The organism is Mucilaginibacter sp. P2_A5 (assembly GCF_056404995.1).
Map to the genome: position 1 here is coordinate 176,723 of NZ_JBFUCY010000011.1, position 21,064 is coordinate 197,786.

A 21,064-nucleotide genomic window follows, 5' to 3' on the forward strand; every position below is an offset into this window, starting at 1 on the left:
GAAATAAACCCCCTCTCTTTGGCGCAAGTCTTGCGGGCTGGAGGTGCGAAGGGTGACTTGTGACTTTCTTAGTAAATGCTCGTCATTAGTAATAACATTCAACCTCCATTAGTATGCCGCCTTTCTCCTGGTAATTACTGGCGCTGCTGTAAAGATAGTCTGCGGCTTCGGCAACCAAACCTGCTTTAACGGGGTTTTGGTGAATATATTCCAATTTTTGTGAAAAAAGACTTGAATTCGGGTGTAATTCAATTGGATGGTTCTCCTGTTCCCAAAATTGATAGTGAGTGTTGTTCCCGTTTGCTTTACCTGCATCTGAAAATATCCGAAGCATCCAATTTCGCCTGCTTTCTGACCGATTGCCAATTATTTCCTGGATGATTTTAACCGAAGAAAACTTTTTCATGTCCCGCATAATTGCGGGTAAACTTTGTATCCCTTTACTGCTTATAATTAAATGAACGTGGTTACTCATAATCACATAACCGTGGATGGCCAATCCTTTTTCCCTGGTGCAATGCCTAAAGCTTTCTATTAAAATATCCCGGTAAACCTGACGCGTAAAAACATCTACCCATTCCACAACGGCAAACGTTACAAAGTAAATCCCTTCAGGATTGGCAAATTTATATTTGGTGCTCATGCTTTAAATATAAATAATGTCCGTTATAAAAGCAACGTTATTACCCGATAACGGGTATCAATGAATAGCAAACACCCAGACGTTTTAAGCATCCGGGTGTCGTTGTAAGTTATGGTATCCTTCAAGTCACAAGTCAGCCTTTGCCCTCTTTGCCCACCCACAAGACTTGCGCCAATGGCGAAAAACGCTTGCAGGAGCCGGGAGAATTTATTAAAATTGAAAGATGACCACTGATTTAATCGTTTACGAGAATGCTCTATTCGAACACATTAAGAAAGTAAAATATATTAATGAATTATTAATTAAAAAATTCGAGTTAAGGGAAATTCCATACAGAGTGTCTGGCAAAGCATTCCCAAAAGTTGGAGAAATTCAAGATGAACATGGAAATACTATTTTTTATCATTTCGCCCCCTGTTGGTCTTCCCCTACCGCGCTTTGTTGTGTGTTGTCACCAACAAATATCGGCATGTAAAAAGCTTTAAGGTTTACGTAACGCCATCTTAATTTCGGCTTGGCACTTGCCGGTGCTCACTACCCTATTTGAAGATTTCGAATGATTATGTCTATAGTTCTGACTATAATGATGAATTTAATAAATTTTTGTCGGTATTAAATGCCATACCCAACCGCACAAAACTATGCGTGTGGTCTGCAGACTACACGTCCCGGTAGATGGAGTCAGGAACTTCGAACAGCGGTTTTTATCCCTTATAAATATACAAATAACAAGTTTTATGCTGACAAACCAACAACATGCATCTGCTTACCCGCTTTTTCACAACCATAACTCAAACGCACAATGCCCGACGAAAATACCTGCGTGTTGGTTAACCGCATTTGTAAATTATGGCTGAGCGTGGGAAATAAACGTTTCCCGGTAGAAATTACTACCGGGTGCACCCAAAGTTCGTACCTATCCACCAGGTTTAGCTTCATGAGTGATGATACCAGTTGTCTGCTCCCCAAAACTATGATATCCCGGCCCGGCTGGGCTTTTAACTGGTCTATCTCTTTTTTTAACTTTCCTTTTAGCAGGATGGTATTGCGCCAGGGGGTAAGGTGGATTGATTTGGATACCACCGCTTTGGTGTGCCGGTTCATCAGTTCGGCCATTACAATATCTTCTTTGGCCATCAGCAGGTCGTTGGCTTTTGCGGGCCAGTAGCTGGCAAAGGCTTCATAAGTGCGTGCACCTAATAAAATGGTATCTGCCCGGGCCAGTTGCCGGCAAAGGCTTTCGCACAATTCGTCATCCCAGTATTTAAAATGCCAGTCAAGGCTGCCATCGGGCCCGGCCATAAAGCCATCTAAAGTTACATTTACCGATGCCACCAACTCCCTCATTTTTTATTATAATTATTATTTACAGGCTATATATTATTAGGGAAACCGCTTTTTGATTTTTCGCGCCAGGGCGCTAAGTCGCAAAGCAATTCCTTATTTTTCTTTGCGTCATTTTCTTTGCGTCTTTGCGCGAATTATTTTAAAGCCGGTTTCCCCCGGTTTACCACTTACCGCCAAAGTTGAGCAGGCTTTTTAATTTTCCATCGCGCAGGTAAAGGCTTAGCCATACCAGTACGCCAAAAACTATAGGGAAATAGGCGGGCTGGCCGGCTCTCATCATAATAGCTACAGCGCCACCCAGGTAGCCGGTAATTAAAATAGCGCCCAAAACAGCAGTGCGCGGAATGATGTAGATGATGGTGCAAACCAGGAGTATAGCCCCTATTACCTGTACCATGTTTTCGCCGTAGCCAAAAAAAATGGTGCCTTTTACCGAGTGGCTTTCTCTCATGATTTTGGCGATAGCATCAAACAGCAGGAATAAAATGCAGATAACGCTGATGATACGCCCGGTTAACAACGATGATTTTGAAGGCGTAGCCGCCGTGATTGGTGATACTGTAGTTTCCATAATGATATTTTTTTGTTGGTGATTTTGTTAATTCAAAGGTAGTGTGGCGTAAATAAATAAGTACTGCACGTATTTGACATCTGTAGGGTGTAAATGCGACTTTTTATTTTTTGATTGCTTAGATTTGATCAACATGAAACACATTTCGATACTGGTGCCCTATGAGGCCGTCCCGTCTGCAATCGTCGATCCGCGGTATATGTTCACCGCCATCAATCAATTTTTGGTTAGCGCCGGTAAACAGCCCGCGTTTGAGGTTCAATTGGTGGGCTTAACCGCCCAGGTACCGCTCAACAACGGCGCTTTCGCGGTTAATACGGATGTGCTGATAAGCGACCTTAAAAAAACCGACCTGGTGGTTATCCCCGCGCTATCGGGCGATATGAAGGCCATGGTTGAGCTGAACAAGGATTTTGTACCCTGGATTATCAACCAATATAAAAATGGCGCCGAGGTGGCTTCCCTTTGTCTTGGCGCTTTCCTGCTGGCATCTACCGGGTTGCTTAACGGAAAATCGTGCTCTACGCATTGGATGTCGGGCAACGAGTTCAGGGCCATGTTCCCGGAAGTGGCCATGACCGATGGTACCATCATTACCGAAATTGACGGCCTTTACTCAAGCGGCGGCGCCAGTTCTTACTGGAACCTGTTGCTGCACATTATTGAAAAATATACCGGCAGGGAACTGGCCATTATGGCGGCTAAGTTTTTCGCTATCGAGATCGACCGGAAAAGCCAGTCTCCATTTGTCATGTTTAACGGGCAAAAAAAGCATGAGGACGAACCCATTAAGCTTGCACAGGAATTTATTGAACATAATTACACCGGGAAACTTTCTGTAGATGACCTGGCCGACCAGTTTGCCATTGGCCGCCGCCATTTTGAACGCCGTTTTAAAAAAGCCACCAACAACACCCCGGCCGAATACATTCAGCGGGTGAAGATAGAAGCCGCCAAAAAGCAGCTGGAAAACTCATCAAAAAATGTAAACGAGATAATGTACCAGGTGGGTTATAATGATGCTAAGGCTTTCAGGGCGGTGTTTAAAAAGTTCACCGGCTTATCGCCCGTCGATTATAAACACAAATACAACAGGCAGGCGGCGGCGTAAAAAACACCCAGCTACCGCAAGCACTTTTCGCTCGGCATGTAAAAAGCTTTAAAGTTTACGTAACGCCATCTTTCTTTCGGCTACCCCTGTCTTGTTGCCTGCAATACCAACAGGGGGGCAATGTTGCGGTGCTTCTATCAACATAAAAATTCATATTTGGTGCTCAAACGGTATCTTTACCAATAATAATGCGCGAATCTACGCCTGGTTTATTGTTAAAAATTCATTAAATTTGTTTCTATGGAAACTTTACTTATAAACGTTCCGGAACAGAAAAGCACCTTGGTTAAACAGCTTTTGAAGGAGTTAGGTGTAACCATTCAAAATCAAACTAAAGCCCGTAAGCTGGCCCAGGAGATAAATCAAAGTATCAAGGCCGGGCCAAAACCCAACCTTGATGAAATTACCGAAGAAGTAAGAGCTTACAGGGCCGGACAATAAAATGATTGTTGTTATTGATTGTAATATTTGGATAACGCCGCTGCAGCAAGCACTTCCGGCTGCCGCAGGCATCCCAGCCTGTGCACCCGCATGCAAATCACGATGTCGTTGTAAAGCACAGCCCTCCAACCCTACCGACAGCCCACGTTAGTGATGGCTGCGAAATTACTTGAGCATCGAGTTTTGTGAATGTTTACACATCCTGCTTGGGTTCGTTTGATTTTGCCAAGGAGATCAATCCGCCCATAGCGCCCAGGTTCATGGAATCCAATGCCGAGCTTGGCACTATCACCATCGATCCTTTTTCTTTCAGTCCCTCAAACAACATGTTCATCCCCCTCAGGTGTAAGGCCACCGGGTTATTGATGTATTGTTCACTTGCAACCGCAAATTTTTCGGCAATCTCCACTTCGGCGGTGCCCAGTATTACCCTTGCCCTGCGTTCTCTTTCGGCCTGGGCTTCCTTGCTCATGGCATCGGCTAATAATTGGGGGATAACAATATCTTTGATGCCCACATTCTGGCAGGTTATGCCCCAGGGGTTGGTATGCTCATCCAGTATCCGTTGCAGTAAATCCGTCACTTTATCCCGTTCCTGCAACAGCTCGGCCAATTCGTGTTTACCTATTACATCCCTTAATCCCGTTTGCGCTATGTAAGCAATAGCCACCTCGTAATCCTGCACTTCAAGCGCGGCCTTTTCAACGTCCCATACCGTCCAGTACACTACGGCATCAACATTTACCGGCACTGTATCTTTGGTTAGCGTTTGCTCGGCTTTAAACTCGGTAACCCTAACCCGCTGATCAATATAATTATCTATTTTGTCAACCAGGGGTATGGTGAAAAATAAGCCCGGGCCACGTAGCCCGGTATATTTACCCATGCGTAAAACAATAGCCTTTTCCCACTGATCTGCTATATGCACCGAGTTGGCCAAAAACAACGAAGCTATCAGCAACAGCCCCAGGGTTAAAGCGTTAATGCATTCCAAATAATACAAACCAATAGCGCCCGCTGTTAACACAACAAATATCACGGCTGCAATCGGGTTAACGCCCAACTTGGTATTCTTTTTACTACTTATCATATTATTTTTTTTTAAGTTGATTAATAATGTCGTCGGTCGAAAAACCATAGCTGAATGCAATGGACGAAAATTCGTTACAGATCTCTTTTAATTTGGCGCTTCGCTCCTTTTCGGTTATCTGTATCCTTATTTCGCTTATAAATGTGCCTGTACCCTGCTGCGTTTCTAAAATATCCTGAATTTCCAGCTCTTTGTAAGCTTTGGCCACCGTATTCAGGTTTACTTTTAAATCCACAGCCAACGAACGCACAGTGGGTAATTGTTCGCCTGTTTTCAGGTTTCCCGCAGCTATGCCAAAGGTGATCTGGTCAATTATCTGCCGGTAAAACGGGGTACCCGTTTTAGGATCTAATTTAAATTTAATCATGTTAAAATACTATTGTACTATACATATAGTACAAACATACAACAAGTTTCTTATTTTCAAAATATTAATTTTCTTAGCGCCGACGATTGTATCGTATGCCCTTCCATCTGCCCCCCGATAATTGCCCGGGTGTACCGCATGCAAATCACGATATTGTTGTAAAGCACAAAGCTCAAACCCTACCCGCAGTCCGCGTTAGTGATGGCAGTGGATACCGGCCCGCGCCTAAGGCCTGTGCAGTATGAACGTACAGCACGGGCCGCAGGCAACGCCATTTTTAAATTCAAAAGTTAAAACTGCGCAGCGCTCTTGAACACCTAAAAAAACAATTAAACAGTGAAAAATTCAAAAGTCAAAAAAAAGTGCAGCGTGGTTAGCGTCAAGATTTTTACGCCCTTATCGGTGTTCACTACCGCGCTTTGCTGGGTGTTGTTGCCAACAAATACCTGCACTTAAGGAAATTTCTTAGATTAACAACCCTGTTGGTGTAGGGATAGCGGGTTTAGCACACCAATTCCTGTTACAACCCCAACTGCGCTATATCGGCCATAGGAAGGAACATCTTGCCGCTATCGGGCAAAAGGATAAATCCGAATTTTTCATAAAATGCAACGGCATCGTCATCTAAAGGATCAACCACTACGCCGATTGATCCTAAGCTTTTATTGGCTATGTCGAAACTTCGTTTCAGGGCATCTAATAAAATGATGCCGCCCAGGCCCTGCCCTTTAAATTTCATGTCAATTGCCAATCTGCCAAGTAAAGTTACCGGGAGTGTTTTATAGGCGCCCGGCATCTTTTTTTTAACCGTTTCGGGCATCAATTCAGCAGGGATAGAGGAATTGGAAAGCGTGTAATAACCTTTTATGACTGTATCCTCAAACATGGCAAATACCACGCATAACTTGCGTTTAACGTCCTGGCCAGCTTGTTTGTGCAGGTAATTATCCAGCATTTTCTTACCGCAGCTGAAATCCTTTTTATTGAGTGCCGAGTTCAGCAGTTCTATTTTTACGCTCATTTATTCTCTTGCAGGAATAATTTATAACGTTCTGCGGCATCGCGTAATTTTTGATTTGGGCCGGATGGATTTACGAGCGCATTAAAAAATATCTCCCGGTCCTTTTCGGATGCAATAATGGCATTGTGTTCATGGATGATGGCGTTTGCTTTTTCCTGTACTGCATTAATAATGAAATCAGTCAGCGTGCGAAATCCCCCCAGGCTGGCGGCATATTCAAAAAGGTCTTTTTGAGCTTTAGGTATTTTAGCGTCAAACCTGGCTTTTGCCGGTACCGTTAATTGCTTTTCCATATCAATGTTTCTCCTGAAACAAATATACGGAAATAATACGTACAAGAAAAAAGTACCAATTATAAAATCGCAAACTTAAAAGCCGAAAGCTTTCCTCTCGCCCCCTGCAGGCACTTTACATCGGCACATTGCTTCTGTTTAACAAAAAACCGGGCAGCGCGTAAATATTTCAACCTTTCGGAGGGATAAACTGCCGGTAGTCATGTGTAATAGGAAATATATAATCAGGTACAAGCCAGGCAATCACTAATCCCCCTGATGATTGCCGGGGTTTATCTGATACCAGGCGTTGTATAGGTTATCCGGAATTGTATATAAAATTTATTGTTTGCATGAATAATACCAAAGGCATAAGGAGGGCTTCGGCTGCTGCTTCGCGTTATGTTGGCCCGCGTTTATTGAAGTTGGCCTGCGCGGCAGCTTTGCTTGTATTTATGGGATTTGGGTGGATGGCGGCCGATAACAAACTCCCAACGGCCGATGCAGATAATGGCGGACTATTTTTACCGGCAGGTTTCGGCGGGCTTGTGGTTGTGGATAGTTTAAAGGGCCAGGCACGGCACATAGCTGTTAACACAAACGGCGATATTTATGTAAAAGCCCGCGACCATTATGCCAACGATGGCTATGGTAATGTGGCCCTGCGGGATACCAACGGCGACGGCCGGGCCGATGTGATAACCCCTTTTGGCAAATATGATGGCCACACCTACGGCACAGCTATGCGGGTTCATGACGGCTACCTGTATTTCAGTTCGGAACTGATGGTTTACCGGCTGAAGCTTAAGCGCGGGCAACTGGTACCCGATAGTAAAATGGATACCATTGTTATTGATAACCCACCCTATCATGAACATCAAACCAAACCCATCGCCTTTGATAATAAGGGCCATATTTTTGTGGGATGGGGAGCCGGGTCAAATGCCGGGCAGGTAAACAACCGGCAGCCGGGTTCGCCGGGCGTTGGCAGCCCGGGCGGGGCCGATAACGCCAACCCTTGGTTAAAAGACCATGGCGGCATATGGATGTTTGATGCCAATAAAACCAACCAGCACCAGGCCGATGGTGTAAAATATGCCACCGGCTTAAGAAGCATTGTTGCCCTGGATTGGGACCCCAAAAGTAAATCGTTATACACCATTAACCATGGCCGCGACGATTTCAGGCTGCTATGGCCCGACTTGTACACACCCTGGGAAAGCGCGGTGCAACCCGCTGAAGAGTTTTTTAAAGTACAGCAAGGCCTTGATGGCGGCTGGCCCTACTATTACTACGACCCTATTAAAAACAAAAAACTGCTTAACCCCGAATTTGGCGGTGATAAAATTAAAGAGGGCGACGGCGCAAAGCTAACCCAGCCACTGATTGGCTTCCCGGCACACTTTGCGCCCAACGATTTATTGTTTTACAAAGGAAAGCAGTTTCCTGATCATTACAAAAATGGCGCATTCATTGCTTTTCATGGCGCCACAGATAGGGCGCCTTATCCGCAGGCTGGCTATATCATTGTATTTGTTCCGTTTAAGGATGGGCGGCCTTCAGGGACATGGGAGGTTTTTGCCGATGGTTTTGCGCAGGTTGACCCTATTGTAAACGTAAGTAATGCCGTATACCGCCCCATGGGCCTGGCCGAAGGGCCGGATGGCTCATTGTACGTAAGCGACACCGAAAAAGGAAGGATCTGGCGTATTATATACACCGGCGACAAAAAAGCCTTCGGCCCGGCACAGCTTGCAGCCATGGAAACGCGAAAACAAACGGCATCGAATATTCGAACGCCTGATGAGATCAAGGATAACCTGTTTAAAGATGTGGCCGCCACATCGGTTGTATACAGCACCTATTGTGTGGCCTGCCACCAAAACGACGGCAAAGGCGATGGAAAGCGTTTCCCGCCGCTGGTACAATCCGAATGGGTAAATTATAATAAAACCCGGTTAATTAAACTGATACTTAACGGGTTAAAAGGCCCCGTAAAGGTAAAAGGGCTTTCGTACAACGAAGTAATGCCCGCACACGGCAGCTTTTTATCTGATAAACAGGTAGCCGAAGTACTTACCTACATCAAATCCAATTTTAACAACATCCCCGAAATTGTAACACCGGCAGACGTAAGCTCCGTGCGAAAAATGGCGGATAAGCAAATACAGCAACAACAGCAACATGAAGATTAATAAATTAATAACCGGCACTTTATGCGTTGCTTTAACTGTTCTGTGCTGCCAGGCAGGGGCGCAGGTAAAGAAAAAGACCGCCGTAAAAAAGAAAGCCGCCGCGCCAACAGCCATATCAAAGCCCCCCTTTGCCACCGTCCCCGAAATTGAGGCCGGTAAAGCCCTTATTTCCAAATCCGATTGCCTGGCATGTCATAAAGTTGAAGAGAAACTGGTGGGGCCGGCCTACATAGCCATCGCCGGCAAATACCCGCAGGACCAGGCATCCGTGGCTATGCTTTCGCAAAAAATAATCAGTGGCGGCAGCGGCACATGGGGCCAGGTGCCCATGGCCCCTCATTCCGCGGTAAGCGCCGATGAAGCTAATAAAATGGTAAAATATATCCTTACGTTAAGTGCCCAAAACGCTGCGGCTCCTACAAATAAATCGCGCTAACAATAACTAAAACAACATATACACCATCACACAAAATAAAAACGACATGGAAAAAAGAAGATCTGTTTTAAAAAGGATACTGGCCTCGGCAGTAGGCATATCCGTATTCGGTATAAGCAAAGACGCCATAGCCGCGCCCGCCGATGAAAAGGTAGCTAACAATGTAACATCATTCCAGGATGTGCCATTGTTTTCGGGCTCGACCAAACTGGGTAACATGGTTTTTGTAGCCGGGAAAGGCGCCCACGTTGAACCCTTCGAGATTAAGGCCCATACTGAGATTGTGCTTAAAGAGCTTGAAAAAGAACTGATAAAAGCCGGCTCGTCTATGGAAAAAGTACTCAAGGTAACCGTGTTCCTGAATGACATTGCCGACTACCAGGGCATGAACGAAGTTTACAAAGGCCGCTTTGGCAAAAATCCGCCGGTGCGTACCACCGTTGCCGTAGCTAAAGGAGGTGTGCCCGGTAACTCGCTGGTTGAGATGGATTGTATCGCTTACATATAATAATCAAAAATGAAACGCAGAGACATACTCAAGGGCCTTACCCTGTTACCGCTAACAGGCAGCCTGGTAAGCAAAGCCGCCGTTACGCTTCCCTCGTTCCCGCCCAAAAAGCCGGCGCGCGATCTGTTTAAAGAACTTGGTGTTACACCTGTAATTAACGCTTCGGTAACGATGACTTTCTTATCCGGTTCGCTGATGCTGCCGGAAGTGTTGGAGGCTATCAGTTCAACCTCGCACGATTTTGCCAACATGTACGAGTTGCAGGATAAAGTTGGGGCGAAAATTGCCGAAATGTTGCATGTAGAGGCCGCCATGGTTACATCCGGCGCGGCTTGCGCTATATTGCTGGGTACCGCGGCTGCCATAACCGGTACCGATCATGAAAAAATTAAGCAGCTGCCCAACCTGCCGGAGCCACGACCCGAGGTAATTATGCAGAAAACACACAGGTACCTGTTTGACCAGGCCGTAACCACTACCGGCGCCAAAATTATTGAAGTTGAAGGCCCGGATGAAATGGAAAAAGCCTTTAACGATAAAACGGTAATGGCCCTGTTTTTTAACGCCGCCGAAAAAAGCAGTATTACACACGCCGATTTTGTGGCAATTGCCAAACGGCATAGCATACCGACCTTTTTGGATGCCGCAGCAGATGTACCGCCTGTAGAAAACCTGTTTAAGTTTCAGAAAATCGGTTTCGACCTGGTGACCTTCTCCGGCGGTAAAATGATACGCGGGCCGCAGAGCGCGGGCTTACTTTTTGGCCGTAAAGACCTTATTACTGCCGCCCGCCTTAACCACAGCCCCAACGAGGCGCCTATTGGCCGGCCTATGAAAGTAAACAAGGAAGAAATGTTTGGCATGTACGTCGCGCTAAAAGCGTACCTGGAACGGGATCATAAAAAAGAATGGGAAGACTGGATGCAACGCACCAAATACATCGGCGCGCAACTGGAAAGCCTGCCCGGCGTTAAAACCGAAACCGTAGTTGATCCCGGCCCTTCCAATGCTTACCCAAGCCTGAACGTATCCTGGGACAGCGGCAAAATAAAAATCACACCTGAGCAGGTAGTAACGGCTTTAAAAAACGGCACACCAAGCATTGTGGCCAACGGGCGCGGCACTCACCTCACCATAGGCGTGGTGCTTTTGCGGCCAGACCAGGTTGATATTGTGGCAGGAAAAGTAAAATCCATATTGCAACAAGCTGTTTGAAAACAATATTCCCCCAACATACATCTGCCTGTTAAAAATTACACCTGCAATACTTTATTATGATTTAAATACTTAACCCAAAATGCAAAAAACCTACTTCTTATTATTGGTGCTGTTAAGCGTATTAAGCACGGCGGTAATGGCACAGTCGTACGATATTGTGATTAAGGATGGCCACGTGATCGATCCTAAAAATGATATCGACGCCATCATGGATATTGCTATTATCAACAATAAAATAGCGCTGGTATCCAAAAATATCGACGCCAAACAAGCGGCAGATGTAATTGAGGCCAAAGGCATGTATGTAGTGCCCGGATTAATTGATATCCATACCCATAATTTTGGCGGTACCCAGCCCGATCATCAATATGAAAACGGGAACCTGGGCCTGGCGCCAGATGGATTTACCTTCCGGAACGGGGTCACTACGGTTGTAGATGCAGGCAGTTCGGGCTGGCGAACTTTTTCGACCTTTAAAACGCAAACCATCGATAACTCCAGGACCCGCGTGCTGGCATTTTTAAACATTGTTGGCGAAGGCATGCGCGGCGATTACGAGCAGGATCTGAACGACATGGACCCGCGGATGACTGCCCTGATTGCGAGAAGATATAAAGATATTATAGTAGGAATAAAGCTTGCCCACTACGAAGGCCATGACTGGGCGCCTACCGACCGCGCGGTGGAGGCCGGCACGGCGGCAAAAGGAATACCTGTGATGATTGATTTTGGCGGCAGCACGCCCCCCTTGCCGCTTGAAGAGTTGTTTTTGAAACACCTTAGGCCAGGCGATATTTTCACCCATTGTTTTGGCCAGTTAAATAGCCGCGAACCTATTGTAGACCTGGCAACTAACAAGGTAAAACCCTTTGTATATGAAGCCCGGAAACGGGGCATTGCTTTTGACGTAGGCTACGGCAATATCAGCTTTGCCTATTCGCAGGCGCTGCCTGCGGCCAAAGAGGGCTTTTTCCCAAGCTCCATCAGCACCGATTTGCACGTGGGCAGCATGAATGATGCTATGAAGGATATGCTTACCTGCATGACCAAATTTTTGGCCATGGGGATGCCCCTGCACGATGTAATACAGGCCTGTACCTCAAACCCGGCGAAGGAAATAAAACACGAAGAATTGGGAAACCTATCGGTAGGTTCGGGCGCCGATGTTGCTATCCTGAGCATTGTCGACGGCAAATTCGGCTTGTTTGATTATACGGGTTACAAGGTTGAGGCCAACAAAAAATTTGTATGCGAGCTCACCCTCAGGGCGGGTAAAATAGTTTACGATCTTAACGGGATAGCGTCGCCTATTTATCCTCCTAAAATCAACACCAAAAACCCGCAAACTGCATTAATCACAGAAAATCATTAATATTATCCCGTTTAATAAAAGTTATGAAATACTATCAACTTTTAATCCTTGGGCTTTTTGCGTGTGTTGGCTGTTGCCGCAACGCCACAGCGCAAACCATTTCGAGGGATGAACTGATCTTTTATACGTCGGAATGGAAAGGCGAGCGCTTTGCCGACGGCAGGCCCAAAATTCCGGATGATATTATAGAAAGAGCAAAAAAAATAGGCATTGAAGAGGCCTGGACAGTATTAAAAAACGAAGGTTATAACAACCAGTTTGAGGGCGGGTGGAAACTGGTTAACGATACCTTACCTGTTGTTGGCCGTGCCGTTACGGCCATGTTTATGCCAAGCCGTCCCGATATAGAAAAAAACATTAAAGAGCGGGGCAATAAACAAGGGCGAAAAGGCAACACCAACGCCTGGCCTATAGAAACATTAACCAAAGGCGATGTTTACGTTGCCGATGGCTTTGGCAAGATAAGGGGAGGAACATTAATAGGCGATAACCTGGGCAATTCCATTTTCAGCAAATCGGGCAGCGGCGTTATTTTTGACGGCTCGGCACGCGACCTGCAGGGGCTTAAAGAAATCAATGGCTTTAATGCCTTTGTACGCGATTTTGATCCATCGTACCTTGAAGAAATGGTGCTGATGGGACTTAACACCCCCATCCGTATAGGCCGTGCCGTAGTGCTGCCCGGCGATTTGGTTATATCCGAAAAAGAAGGTGTACTATTTATTCCGGCGCATTTGGCCGAAAAAGTGGTTGCTACCGCCGAATTCATCGCCCTGCGCGATGAGTTTGGACATGCCATGCTTAAATCGGGCAGGTTTGCCACCGGCGAAATTGATAGCCAGTGGACCAGCAAGGTGAAAGACGCGTTCATGAAATGGCTTGATCAAAATCCCGGCAAAATAAAAATGACCAGGGCGCAATTAGATGCCTTTATGGAAAAACGTACCTGGTAACCAAATGTTAAGTCAACAGTACTAAGTCTTAAGTCAAAAGTCTTTTTTTTGACTTAGAACCTAAGACTTTGAACTAAAGACTAATCTTTATACGATTAACATAACCTAAATTTAAACAGTTGAAAAATACAGTTGTCTACAAACTCATAACAAGTATTGCCCTGCTTTTTGCGCTTGCTGCAGCCTGGGAAATTTACCGGGATGGCATTGCGTATGCCGGCCCGTTTATCATCGCATTCTTTATCTTGCTATCTGTAGCATGCCGCGGATGGGATCTGTTAAAGGGATTCACCTTTACGCTTATCATTTTCGCGGCAGTTACCGCGGCATTATTCTATCCGCAATATTTTGTTGAAGTAAAAGGTTTTAAGCTGTCCGGCCTTATTACGCCGCTGCTGCAACTTATTATGTTCGGGATGGGCACATCTATGGGCATTAAAGATTTTGCCGGGGTTATTCAAACGCCCAAAGGAGTACTCATAGGTGTTGGCAGCCATTTTTTGATTATGCCGCTACTTGGATTTACGCTGGCCAAATTAAGCGGTTTTCCGCCAGAGATTGCCGCAGGCCTAATCCTCGTGGGGTGTTCGCCAAACGGGACGGCCTCCAATGTTATCTCATACCTGGCAAAGGCCAACCTGGCGTTATCAGTTACCATAACCGCCGTATCAACCATGCTGGCGCCGTTTTTTACGCCGTTGCTTATGAAACTGCTTGGCGGCGCGTTTATTAAAATAGATGTGCTTGGCATGATGTGGGATATTATGAAAATTGTGATTTTACCTATCGGCGCAGGTATTCTTTTTAATAAATACCTGCTTAAACGGGCAGCGTGGCTGGAAACACTCATGCCATTGATATCCATGTTTGGTATCGCTTTTATTATCGTAATTATTACTGCGGCCGGACGTAACAGCTTGCTAAATATTGGCGCAATGCTGGTGTTTCTGGTGCTTATTCACAATTTATTGGGTTATACCCTGGGTTACTGGGCGGGCCGGTTATTTAAAATGCCCGAACGCGATTGCCGTACCATGGCCATTGAGGTAGGCATGCAAAATGCCGGCCTTGCTTCCGGGCTGGCAAAAGCGATGGGAAAAATTGCTACAGTAGGCCTGGCCCCTGCGGTATTTGGTCCGCTGATGAACATTACGGGATCGTTACTAGCCAACTACTGGCATCGCAAACCATTGGAGAAAAATATCAAGTAACAGGTATCAAGATTTTTTAAGGACGGCGTTAATTGACGGTGGGATGCCGGAATACGTTCGACATCCCATTCTCCATGATGTAGCTGTCACAATAGTGTTAAATGGTTGGTATGGTGCCCCCGTCAATTACATATTCAGTTCCGGTTAGGTATGCTGCACGCGGAGAAACCAGGAAACCTACCAGTTCTGCTACTTCTTTAGGCTCGGCAGGCCTGCCCATTGGAATTCCTCCCAGGGAATCCATTACCGCCTTTGTCGCCTCTTCTATTGTAACACCTGAACTTTCTGCCAGTCGTTCCATCATCCGGATTGCCGACGTGGTTTTTATCCATCCTGGTGATACCGTAAGTACCCGTACACCCCTCGGTGCAAGCTCGTTAGACAGGCCTTTACTGTAATTGATCAGTCCGGCCTTAGCCGCCGCGTAGGGTAAGGTAGAATCATGTAACGGCAGACTGCCTTGTATAGAAGCTATGTGTATAATACATCCCGAAGCTTTTGCAAGCATATATGGCAGCAGTCCCCTGTCCAACCTAACCGGAGCTAATAAATTAGTTTGCAAAGTTTCTTCCCAGTGCCTGTCGGTTAATACGCTAAATCCACCGCCCGGAGTTTCTGAACCTCCCATGTTATTAATCAGGATGTCGACACCGCCAAATTCCTTTGTTATCCTGTCTATTACAAAAGTGGTACCGGCTGGGGTACTCAAATCTGCTGCTATAAAGGTAAAGTCGGCCACTATAGTTTCCGGCTGGCTGCGTGCGGTTACAATAATCCGCGCACCAGCCCGGGCAAGTCTTTCTGCAATTGCTTTACCGGCCCCTTTTGTGCCACCGGTAACCAAAACAATTTTCCCTGCCAGTTCATTATTAAAATTGTACTTATCCATATCTTAATTTTTATAACACAAAATTGGGCCATATATGCAGCGCAAACAAGTACGGAAAAAAGATTCAATAGGGACAAATTTATCCGTATGGCAGTAATCAAGCTAATATTTTAACTTCGTAAATGACCTACAAAAAGAAAATAACACCATCGCTAAACTGCGGGCTCGACCTGATAGCCGAGGTTATTTACGGTAAATGGAAAATACGTTTGTTATATTTTATCAACGAAGGGTATAAAAGGCCAGGCGAGTTGCAGCGTAAAATTCCGGATGCATCAAGGCGGGTACTAAACATGCAGCTTAATGAGTTGGAGATACACGAGCTTATTACCAAAAAGATATTTGCCCAGCTCCCGCCGAAGGTAGAATATTCCTTAACTGGTTTGGGTGAAAGCCTGATACCCATTATTACCACCCTTGGTAAATGGGGCGACGAACACCAGGACCGATTGAGAGATATTATTATTAAAGCGAATGCAGAAGGTAATCTAAAGATTTGAGTTGTGTACATTTGAGCATCAGGCCTTTCCGTTAAAAACTTTCACGAATGAATTTTTTCAAAAAGAAACAGGACAAAAGCGAAAATAATTTTGACAACTTTCCTCCTATTGGTGGGTTAATGGTTTCAAAAATGGTGGTTGGCCAGGGCATCAAACCAGGATTTATGTACCGGGAAAAAAGGACCCAGCCTGAAGATAGCGGCTGGCGGATTTTTACCGGATTTGAAACGGAAGAATACACAGATAATCCTGATAATACAGGTATTTATAATCCTTCTACTATTTTGAAAATTGATCCATCGATTGAAGATATTTTACTCAAAGGAGTTGGTTCAGTGTATGAAAAAAACGTCGGTGACAGCGAATGGTATAAGGTTACCGACTTTGAATTGGAAGATGATTACATGGTGACGCATAGATTGACGCAAGAATGGACGATCGGGATTAATAATTTGTTTGAACGAAAAGTAGAGGAAAGCGGTGATTTGCTTTACACAACGGGAGATAAATCTGTGAGACTGGCTTTTTGGAATGAAGAAGGTAAAAACAAAGAAAAAATATATGCCGAACATCAGGAGGATATCAAGAACAGAGATCAAACACTTGCTAAAACACTAAAAACTTTTGATTTTTCAGATGATCAAATTGCAAGACCTGGTTATCTAATCCGGGAAGGAGATGGGGCAAAAACCTATAATGTGCTTTATGGATTTTCAATTATTAACAGCCAACTTATATTAGCTGCTTTTTATTTTGATGAAGACGAAGATTTAAATTGGGCAATTGAGACCTGGAAAAACATAAAAGCCTCAAAAAAGTAAACAGTCAAATTTTAACCTCTATCTCTTCAGATCCAGCCAAACATTCTTCCATAAATCGCTGGTATATTACCCTTGCGTTTTTTGAAAACAAATAATATTGCAGACTGTGCCAATATTAGTGTTCCCTACCACGCTTTGTTGTGTGTTGTTATAAACAAATCTCAGCATGCAAAAGGCTTTATATTTTCATGACGCCATATTTCCTTCGATTTTAAAAATAGCTATTGCATGAATTTTCAATAAAAATCCTTGCATAGCCTTCGATTTATCATCAACTTTGTAAAAAGTAAAAAGATGTCGACGCTGGAACAACTTAAAACACATTTGCAGGAAGGCCAGGTTTACCGCAGGAGCGACCTCACGGAATGGTCGAAATCGGTGGACAGGCATCTGCATGCCCTACTGGAAGAGGGTATATTACAAAAACTATCACAAGGTGTTTACTATTATCCCAAAAATTCCAGTTTTGGAAAAACACCACCGGAAGAAGAAGCTTTGGTACGCTCATTCTTAAAAGATGATCGCTTTCTGCTCACATCTCCTAATCTGTATAATGCATTGGGTGTGGGCACTACCCAACTATATAACCAGCGTATCGTTTATAACCATAAACGACATGGAAAATTCAAATTGGGTAACCGCACATTTGATTTCCAGGTAAAACATCATTTTCCTGAAAAATTAACACCTGAATTTTTGCTCGTTGATTTGGTTAGTAACTTAGACAGACTGGCCGAAGATCAGCAACAAGTACTAGTCAATGTTTTATCCAAAGCCCGGAGCATGAATAAAAATGAGCTACAGCAAACCCTCAGCCAATACGGAAACGGCAAGGCTAAGCGCTTGCTCACTCCGGTGTTCGCATAAATTTGCAGGCGCTTATCGGAACGCCGGAATATTTAACACATAAGGAAGAGCGTTTCCCTAAACCCGACTTAGCTATTCCATTAAATCAAAATGAAGCCTTTATGTTGAGCGATGAAGAGTTAAGGGCTTCGTTCAAGAAACGATACACCGATACCGCGGCGCTATACTACAATGGTCAGCCTGATTTCGATGTTTTATTGGCACGAATCCATCAGCATATCGATAATTTATAAACTCCTGCAGCTCTTGGGCTTTTATCACGCCGTAGTTCAAGTCTTTACCTCACGCAAGGGCCGGAAACCCATGATAAGTATATCATATTATCCCGTTTTTTACCGCAAACATTACCAGGCCGGCCGTATTCCGAACGCCTACTTTTTCAATCAGCCTTATCCTGATCCCTTCTATTGAGCGTGGGCTGAGGAAAAGTTGTTTGCCCATTTCGGTAGCGGTTTTTTCTTCGCATATCAGTTTTAAAACTTCCTGCTCGCGCTCGGTAAATTCAATATTTTGGTTAAACGATGGCTTCAGGTTACCCTTTATTACCAATTTTTTCAGGAGGGCTTTGCTTACTATATCGTTAAAATAGTAGCCATTTTCATATACTGCATAAATTGCCTTGCCAATCTCTTCCGAGTCGGCATTTTTTAATAAATAACCGTTTGCGCCAATCTCCATCAAATGGATGATAAACTTATCATCATCGTACATGGTTACCACCAAAATTTTAACTGAACTAAATCTCCTTTTTACCAGTTTGGTAGCTTCTATGCCATCCATTACCGGCATCTTTAAATCCATAATAATAACATCCGGCAGCTCTTTCTCCATCCCTTCTATCAAATCCTGGCCGTTACTGGCTTCCATGGTTACTTCAAAATCATTGTGCTGGGCCAGCCCAACTTTTAAACCATCTCTGAATATAGTGTAGTCGTCTGCTATCGCTATTTTTATTTTATTGGGCTTCATAGTTTGTATTGATTAAATGGTGTATCGAAAGCCCCCTCTAAATCTCCCCCGGTAGGGGAGACTTTAACTCCGAGGCTGATAAATTCATTTGCTACCCAAATTAAAGGGCAAAAATTATTTTGAAATTTCACTTAAATATCATAATCAAGGATAAAAATATCCGTAAACATTGTTGTTATTTCAGTAATTCAGGTTGTCTTTTACATATATATCAATACAATACCCCCCGGCCACCTGCGAAAATGTAAGCTGACCTTTTATCAAAATTATACGACTTTGTATGTTCTTTAATCCAAGCCCGTTTTTCTTAAAACGTAGCTCTTCATACTGCTTCTGGGTTAGTCCGTTGCCATCATGAAAAATGGTTAGCCTTAACGCATGATTTTCATAAACCGAACTGATATGCAGTGTTTTGGCGTCGGCGTATTTAATGATATTATTTACAAGCTCCTGAAATATCCTGTAAACACTTATATCGTTTTCGGTTGTTGGCGCGGTATACGAATCGGCCAGGTCGGTTGTGGTCTTGATGATATTGGAGTTATGGACTATTTTTTCGGCAAAGTGCTGGATCGCGGTATTCAGGCCCAATTCTTTCAATATGCCCGAATGAAGATTATGCGAAATGTCCCTTACCTGTTTAATGGCTTCGTCCAGTAACTCTTTGGCCTTTTCATAAAGTTGCTCGTTTTTTTCGTCAAAAACATTAATTTTTATTCCCTGGAAATGCAGTTTTGATGAGGATAATATAGCGCCAACCTCGTCATGTAAATCTTCGGCAATCCGGTGCCGTACAGCTTCTTCGCTGCGTACCGCTGCTTCAATTAATTGGTTTTGCTGATTTTCGCGTAAATTTTGAATGTTTTTTTGGTATTGAAATTTTTTTCGCTGAAAAAAAATAAAAATCAATAAAACACTCGCAAACAGGAAAAGCATCACTGCTATCCCCATAAACAGAAAAAGCTTTATTTCTTTATAATTCTGACTCATAAAAGGCCTTTGCTATAAAAACACAGAAGATGATAAAGGCGATATTGTGGATATTCCATAAGCTCACTGCAAAATTTTGCAGATGTACGGTAAGCTTGTTATAAAGCAGGAATATGAAAAAATTTACAGTTACATAAATCCCCAGGCCGGTAACAATCCATAAATCGGGTTGTTTTTTGCTTATCTCTGCGTCGTCGTTTATCCTGAATAAATAATATTGAATACAATAAAACAACAGCAGCGCTGCTTCAACCGATAACAGCAGGCTGCTAAACTGCCAATAGTCGAAAAAATGCTGGTAAAAACTAAAGTTTACAATTACAAAGCCGGCAAAAATAACTTGAATTACTTTTTTTGTTTTAGTAAGAAATGGCTGCTTAAGCCGGATAAAATAGGAACTGAATAACAGGAACCTAACTATAGAATGGATATTATACAAATAATTATTCGACTGAAATTGAACGGGCAGTTTTGTCCTGAATTTCCAGGTCAGGTCGATCCCTATATTCAACAACAGCGCTATCCAAACATAAATGATAACAGGCTTATTAACGGCCGGTTGCTTTTTACGGATGTAAAGAAAAGTCAAAGGTATGAGCAATGCCCAAACCTCCGACCAATCAAGAACGTTTTTAAGAATATTTTGCACAGCCTTTATATATTTCTATTTCATTGTAGCCGGTGGCGAAGGGTTTGAATTTATATCGCCATTCTCGCATTTTAATATAACACCTCCTTTTATGATTTGAACCTGGTAAACAACATGCCGGTTGGCCGGAAGTATTATAGGAGTCAGCAAGAGGTAGTCAAAATCCCGTTTATTTCCGCCGGAATCCTTTAACATATCGATTATGGTTTTTTTGGAAATATAGGAGTTGCCCAATATGGCTTTACCGCTTAGCGTGATTAAACTATCTTTTGCCAATGATAATGTATCGGGGTTAGCGGCATTTAAGTAGTTTCCCGCTGTATCAATGATGTACGAAATGAGTTGACAGGGATGCTTTTGACTATCAGCATCGGGTGTATAAAACTGAAAAACAAAATTATTGGTTTCAGCCGAAGCGAGCCAATGATTAATTTGCCCGGAAGTATATTTTAACGAAGCAAATTTAATGGCACCGCCAGCAGGCGGCCGGCAGGCTGTTACAAATAAAAATACACAAAAAATAAGCGCAAGAGGAAGCAATCTGGTGAAATTGCCAAAGGGTTGTTGTTGCATAATAAATTGATTTACAAGGTTTGCGATGTATAACTTAACAGTTAATGAGC

The 21,064-nt window shown here is 43.9% G+C and carries 26 protein-coding genes; 14 read left to right on the plus strand and 12 right to left on the minus strand.

Going from position 1 to position 21,064, the window contains the following annotated elements; genetic code table 11:
* Positions 1-85: 85 nt before the first annotated feature.
* The gene (locus AC1DXF_RS11725) at positions 86-643 is read right to left on the minus strand and encodes an REP-associated tyrosine transposase (RefSeq protein ID WP_477448742.1); all 558 of its coding nucleotides are present in this window, start codon (positions 641-643) and stop codon (positions 86-88) included.
* 223 nt (positions 644-866) lie between these two features.
* Between AC1DXF_RS11725 and AC1DXF_RS11730 the strand changes: the two genes are divergently transcribed.
* On the plus strand, positions 867-1,118 hold the full coding sequence (locus AC1DXF_RS11730; RefSeq protein WP_477448744.1) for a hypothetical protein: 252 nt from the start codon (positions 867-869) through the stop codon (positions 1,116-1,118).
* A 260-nt stretch (positions 1,119-1,378) separates the two neighbouring features.
* Here the strand turns inward: AC1DXF_RS11730 and AC1DXF_RS11735 are convergent, their stop codons facing one another.
* Together AC1DXF_RS11735 and AC1DXF_RS11740 are read right to left on the minus strand one after the other, a co-directional pair.
* Positions 1,379-1,990 carry a dihydrofolate reductase family protein gene (locus AC1DXF_RS11735; RefSeq protein ID WP_477448746.1) on the minus strand — a complete coding sequence of 204 codons (612 nt, stop codon included), beginning with the start codon at positions 1,988-1,990 and terminating at the stop codon, positions 1,379-1,381.
* A gap of 160 nt (positions 1,991-2,150) precedes the next feature.
* Positions 2,151-2,561 (minus strand): DoxX family protein, encoded by a 411-nt coding sequence (locus AC1DXF_RS11740; RefSeq protein ID WP_477448748.1) that lies wholly within the window; start codon positions 2,559-2,561, stop codon positions 2,151-2,153.
* 133 nt (positions 2,562-2,694) lie between these two features.
* Here AC1DXF_RS11740 and AC1DXF_RS11745 point away from each other — a divergent pair, with 133 nt between their 5' ends.
* Together AC1DXF_RS11745 and AC1DXF_RS11750 are read left to right on the plus strand one after the other, a co-directional pair.
* Positions 2,695-3,672 (plus strand): GlxA family transcriptional regulator, encoded by a 978-nt coding sequence (locus tag AC1DXF_RS11745; protein WP_477448750.1) that lies wholly within the window; start codon positions 2,695-2,697, stop codon positions 3,670-3,672.
* Between the two features lie 240 nt (positions 3,673-3,912).
* Positions 3,913-4,113 carry a hypothetical protein gene (locus AC1DXF_RS11750; RefSeq protein ID WP_477448752.1) on the plus strand — a complete coding sequence of 67 codons (201 nt, stop codon included), beginning with the start codon at positions 3,913-3,915 and terminating at the stop codon, positions 4,111-4,113.
* A 193-nt stretch (positions 4,114-4,306) separates the two neighbouring features.
* Here the strand turns inward: AC1DXF_RS11750 and AC1DXF_RS11755 are convergent, their stop codons facing one another.
* From AC1DXF_RS11755 to AC1DXF_RS11770, 4 genes are all read right to left on the minus strand, one after another.
* Positions 4,307-5,203: a slipin family protein gene (locus AC1DXF_RS11755; RefSeq protein ID WP_477363408.1), complete on the minus strand. Its 897-nt coding sequence runs from the start codon at positions 5,201-5,203 to the stop codon at positions 4,307-4,309.
* 1 nt (position 5,204) lies between these two features.
* Positions 5,205-5,570 carry a GntR family transcriptional regulator gene (locus AC1DXF_RS11760; RefSeq protein ID WP_477448754.1) on the minus strand — a complete coding sequence of 122 codons (366 nt, stop codon included), beginning with the start codon at positions 5,568-5,570 and terminating at the stop codon, positions 5,205-5,207.
* Positions 5,571-6,090: 520 nt separating this feature from the next.
* Complete coding sequence (locus tag AC1DXF_RS11765) at positions 6,091-6,591, minus strand: GNAT family N-acetyltransferase (protein ID WP_477448756.1); 501 nt, start codon at positions 6,589-6,591, stop codon at positions 6,091-6,093.
* Complete coding sequence (locus AC1DXF_RS11770; protein ID WP_477448758.1) at positions 6,588-6,884, minus strand: type II toxin-antitoxin system TacA family antitoxin; 297 nt, start codon at positions 6,882-6,884, stop codon at positions 6,588-6,590. The genes AC1DXF_RS11765 and AC1DXF_RS11770 overlap by 4 nt, the downstream gene beginning before the upstream one ends.
* 332 nt (positions 6,885-7,216) lie before the next feature.
* Between AC1DXF_RS11770 and AC1DXF_RS11775 the strand changes: the two genes are divergently transcribed.
* The 7 genes from AC1DXF_RS11775 (at position 7,217) to AC1DXF_RS11805 (ending at position 14,756) form a co-directional block, all read left to right on the plus strand.
* Entirely contained in the window at positions 7,217-9,058 is a 1,842-nt protein-coding gene (locus AC1DXF_RS11775) for a PQQ-dependent sugar dehydrogenase (protein ID WP_477448760.1), read from the plus strand.
* Positions 9,048-9,494, plus strand: a complete 447-nt coding sequence (locus AC1DXF_RS11780) for a c-type cytochrome (protein WP_477448762.1) — start codon at positions 9,048-9,050, stop codon at positions 9,492-9,494. Before AC1DXF_RS11775 ends, AC1DXF_RS11780 begins: the two co-directional genes overlap by 11 nt.
* A 46-nt stretch (positions 9,495-9,540) precedes the next feature.
* Complete coding sequence (locus AC1DXF_RS11785; RefSeq protein WP_477448764.1) at positions 9,541-10,002, plus strand: RidA family protein; 462 nt, start codon at positions 9,541-9,543, stop codon at positions 10,000-10,002.
* A gap of 9 nt (positions 10,003-10,011) precedes the next feature.
* Entirely contained in the window at positions 10,012-11,217 is a 1,206-nt protein-coding gene (locus tag AC1DXF_RS11790) for an aminotransferase class V-fold PLP-dependent enzyme (protein WP_477448766.1), read from the plus strand.
* 82 nt (positions 11,218-11,299) lie between these two features.
* The gene (locus tag AC1DXF_RS11795) at positions 11,300-12,592 is read left to right on the plus strand and encodes an amidohydrolase/deacetylase family metallohydrolase (RefSeq protein WP_477448768.1); all 1,293 of its coding nucleotides are present in this window, start codon (positions 11,300-11,302) and stop codon (positions 12,590-12,592) included.
* A 23-nt stretch (positions 12,593-12,615) separates the two neighbouring features.
* On the plus strand, positions 12,616-13,545 hold the full coding sequence (locus AC1DXF_RS11800; protein ID WP_477448771.1) for an RraA family protein: 930 nt from the start codon (positions 12,616-12,618) through the stop codon (positions 13,543-13,545).
* A 119-nt stretch (positions 13,546-13,664) separates the two neighbouring features.
* Positions 13,665-14,756, plus strand: a complete 1,092-nt coding sequence (locus AC1DXF_RS11805) for a bile acid:sodium symporter family protein (RefSeq protein WP_477448773.1) — start codon at positions 13,665-13,667, stop codon at positions 14,754-14,756.
* A gap of 97 nt (positions 14,757-14,853) precedes the next feature.
* Here the strand turns inward: AC1DXF_RS11805 and AC1DXF_RS11810 are convergent, their stop codons facing one another.
* Positions 14,854-15,645, minus strand: a complete 792-nt coding sequence (locus AC1DXF_RS11810; protein WP_477448774.1) for an SDR family oxidoreductase — start codon at positions 15,643-15,645, stop codon at positions 14,854-14,856.
* A 122-nt stretch (positions 15,646-15,767) separates the two neighbouring features.
* On the opposite strand from AC1DXF_RS11810, the gene AC1DXF_RS11815 reads away from it, so the two are divergent.
* The 4 genes from AC1DXF_RS11815 to AC1DXF_RS11830 all read left to right on the plus strand — a co-directional run bounded on the left by AC1DXF_RS11815 (position 15,768) and on the right by AC1DXF_RS11830 (position 18,066).
* The gene (locus AC1DXF_RS11815; protein WP_477448776.1) at positions 15,768-16,145 is read left to right on the plus strand and encodes a winged helix-turn-helix transcriptional regulator; all 378 of its coding nucleotides are present in this window, start codon (positions 15,768-15,770) and stop codon (positions 16,143-16,145) included.
* 47 nt (positions 16,146-16,192) lie between these two features.
* On the plus strand, positions 16,193-16,966 hold the full coding sequence (locus AC1DXF_RS11820) for a DUF2185 domain-containing protein (RefSeq protein WP_477448778.1): 774 nt from the start codon (positions 16,193-16,195) through the stop codon (positions 16,964-16,966).
* 294 nt (positions 16,967-17,260) lie between these two features.
* On the plus strand, positions 17,261-17,833 hold the full coding sequence (locus AC1DXF_RS11825; protein ID WP_477448780.1) for a DUF6088 family protein: 573 nt from the start codon (positions 17,261-17,263) through the stop codon (positions 17,831-17,833).
* Between the two features lie 2 nt (positions 17,834-17,835).
* Positions 17,836-18,066 carry a hypothetical protein gene (locus AC1DXF_RS11830; protein ID WP_477448782.1) on the plus strand — a complete coding sequence of 77 codons (231 nt, stop codon included), beginning with the start codon at positions 17,836-17,838 and terminating at the stop codon, positions 18,064-18,066.
* A gap of 82 nt (positions 18,067-18,148) precedes the next feature.
* Here AC1DXF_RS11830 and AC1DXF_RS11835 read toward each other — a convergent pair whose 3' ends face one another.
* The 4 genes from AC1DXF_RS11835 to AC1DXF_RS11850 all read right to left on the minus strand — a co-directional run bounded on the left by AC1DXF_RS11835 (position 18,149) and on the right by AC1DXF_RS11850 (position 21,014).
* Entirely contained in the window at positions 18,149-18,802 is a 654-nt protein-coding gene (locus tag AC1DXF_RS11835) for a response regulator (RefSeq protein WP_477448784.1), read from the minus strand.
* A gap of 180 nt (positions 18,803-18,982) precedes the next feature.
* Positions 18,983-19,792 carry a sensor histidine kinase gene (locus AC1DXF_RS11840; RefSeq protein WP_477448786.1) on the minus strand — a complete coding sequence of 270 codons (810 nt, stop codon included), beginning with the start codon at positions 19,790-19,792 and terminating at the stop codon, positions 18,983-18,985.
* Positions 19,776-20,441: a hypothetical protein gene (locus tag AC1DXF_RS11845; RefSeq protein ID WP_477448788.1), complete on the minus strand. Its 666-nt coding sequence runs from the start codon at positions 20,439-20,441 to the stop codon at positions 19,776-19,778. The genes AC1DXF_RS11840 and AC1DXF_RS11845 overlap by 17 nt, the downstream gene beginning before the upstream one ends.
* A gap of 15 nt (positions 20,442-20,456) precedes the next feature.
* Positions 20,457-21,014, minus strand: coding sequence for a hypothetical protein (locus tag AC1DXF_RS11850; RefSeq protein ID WP_477448790.1), 558 nt, complete (start codon positions 21,012-21,014; stop codon positions 20,457-20,459).
* Positions 21,015-21,064 lie beyond the last annotated feature (50 nt).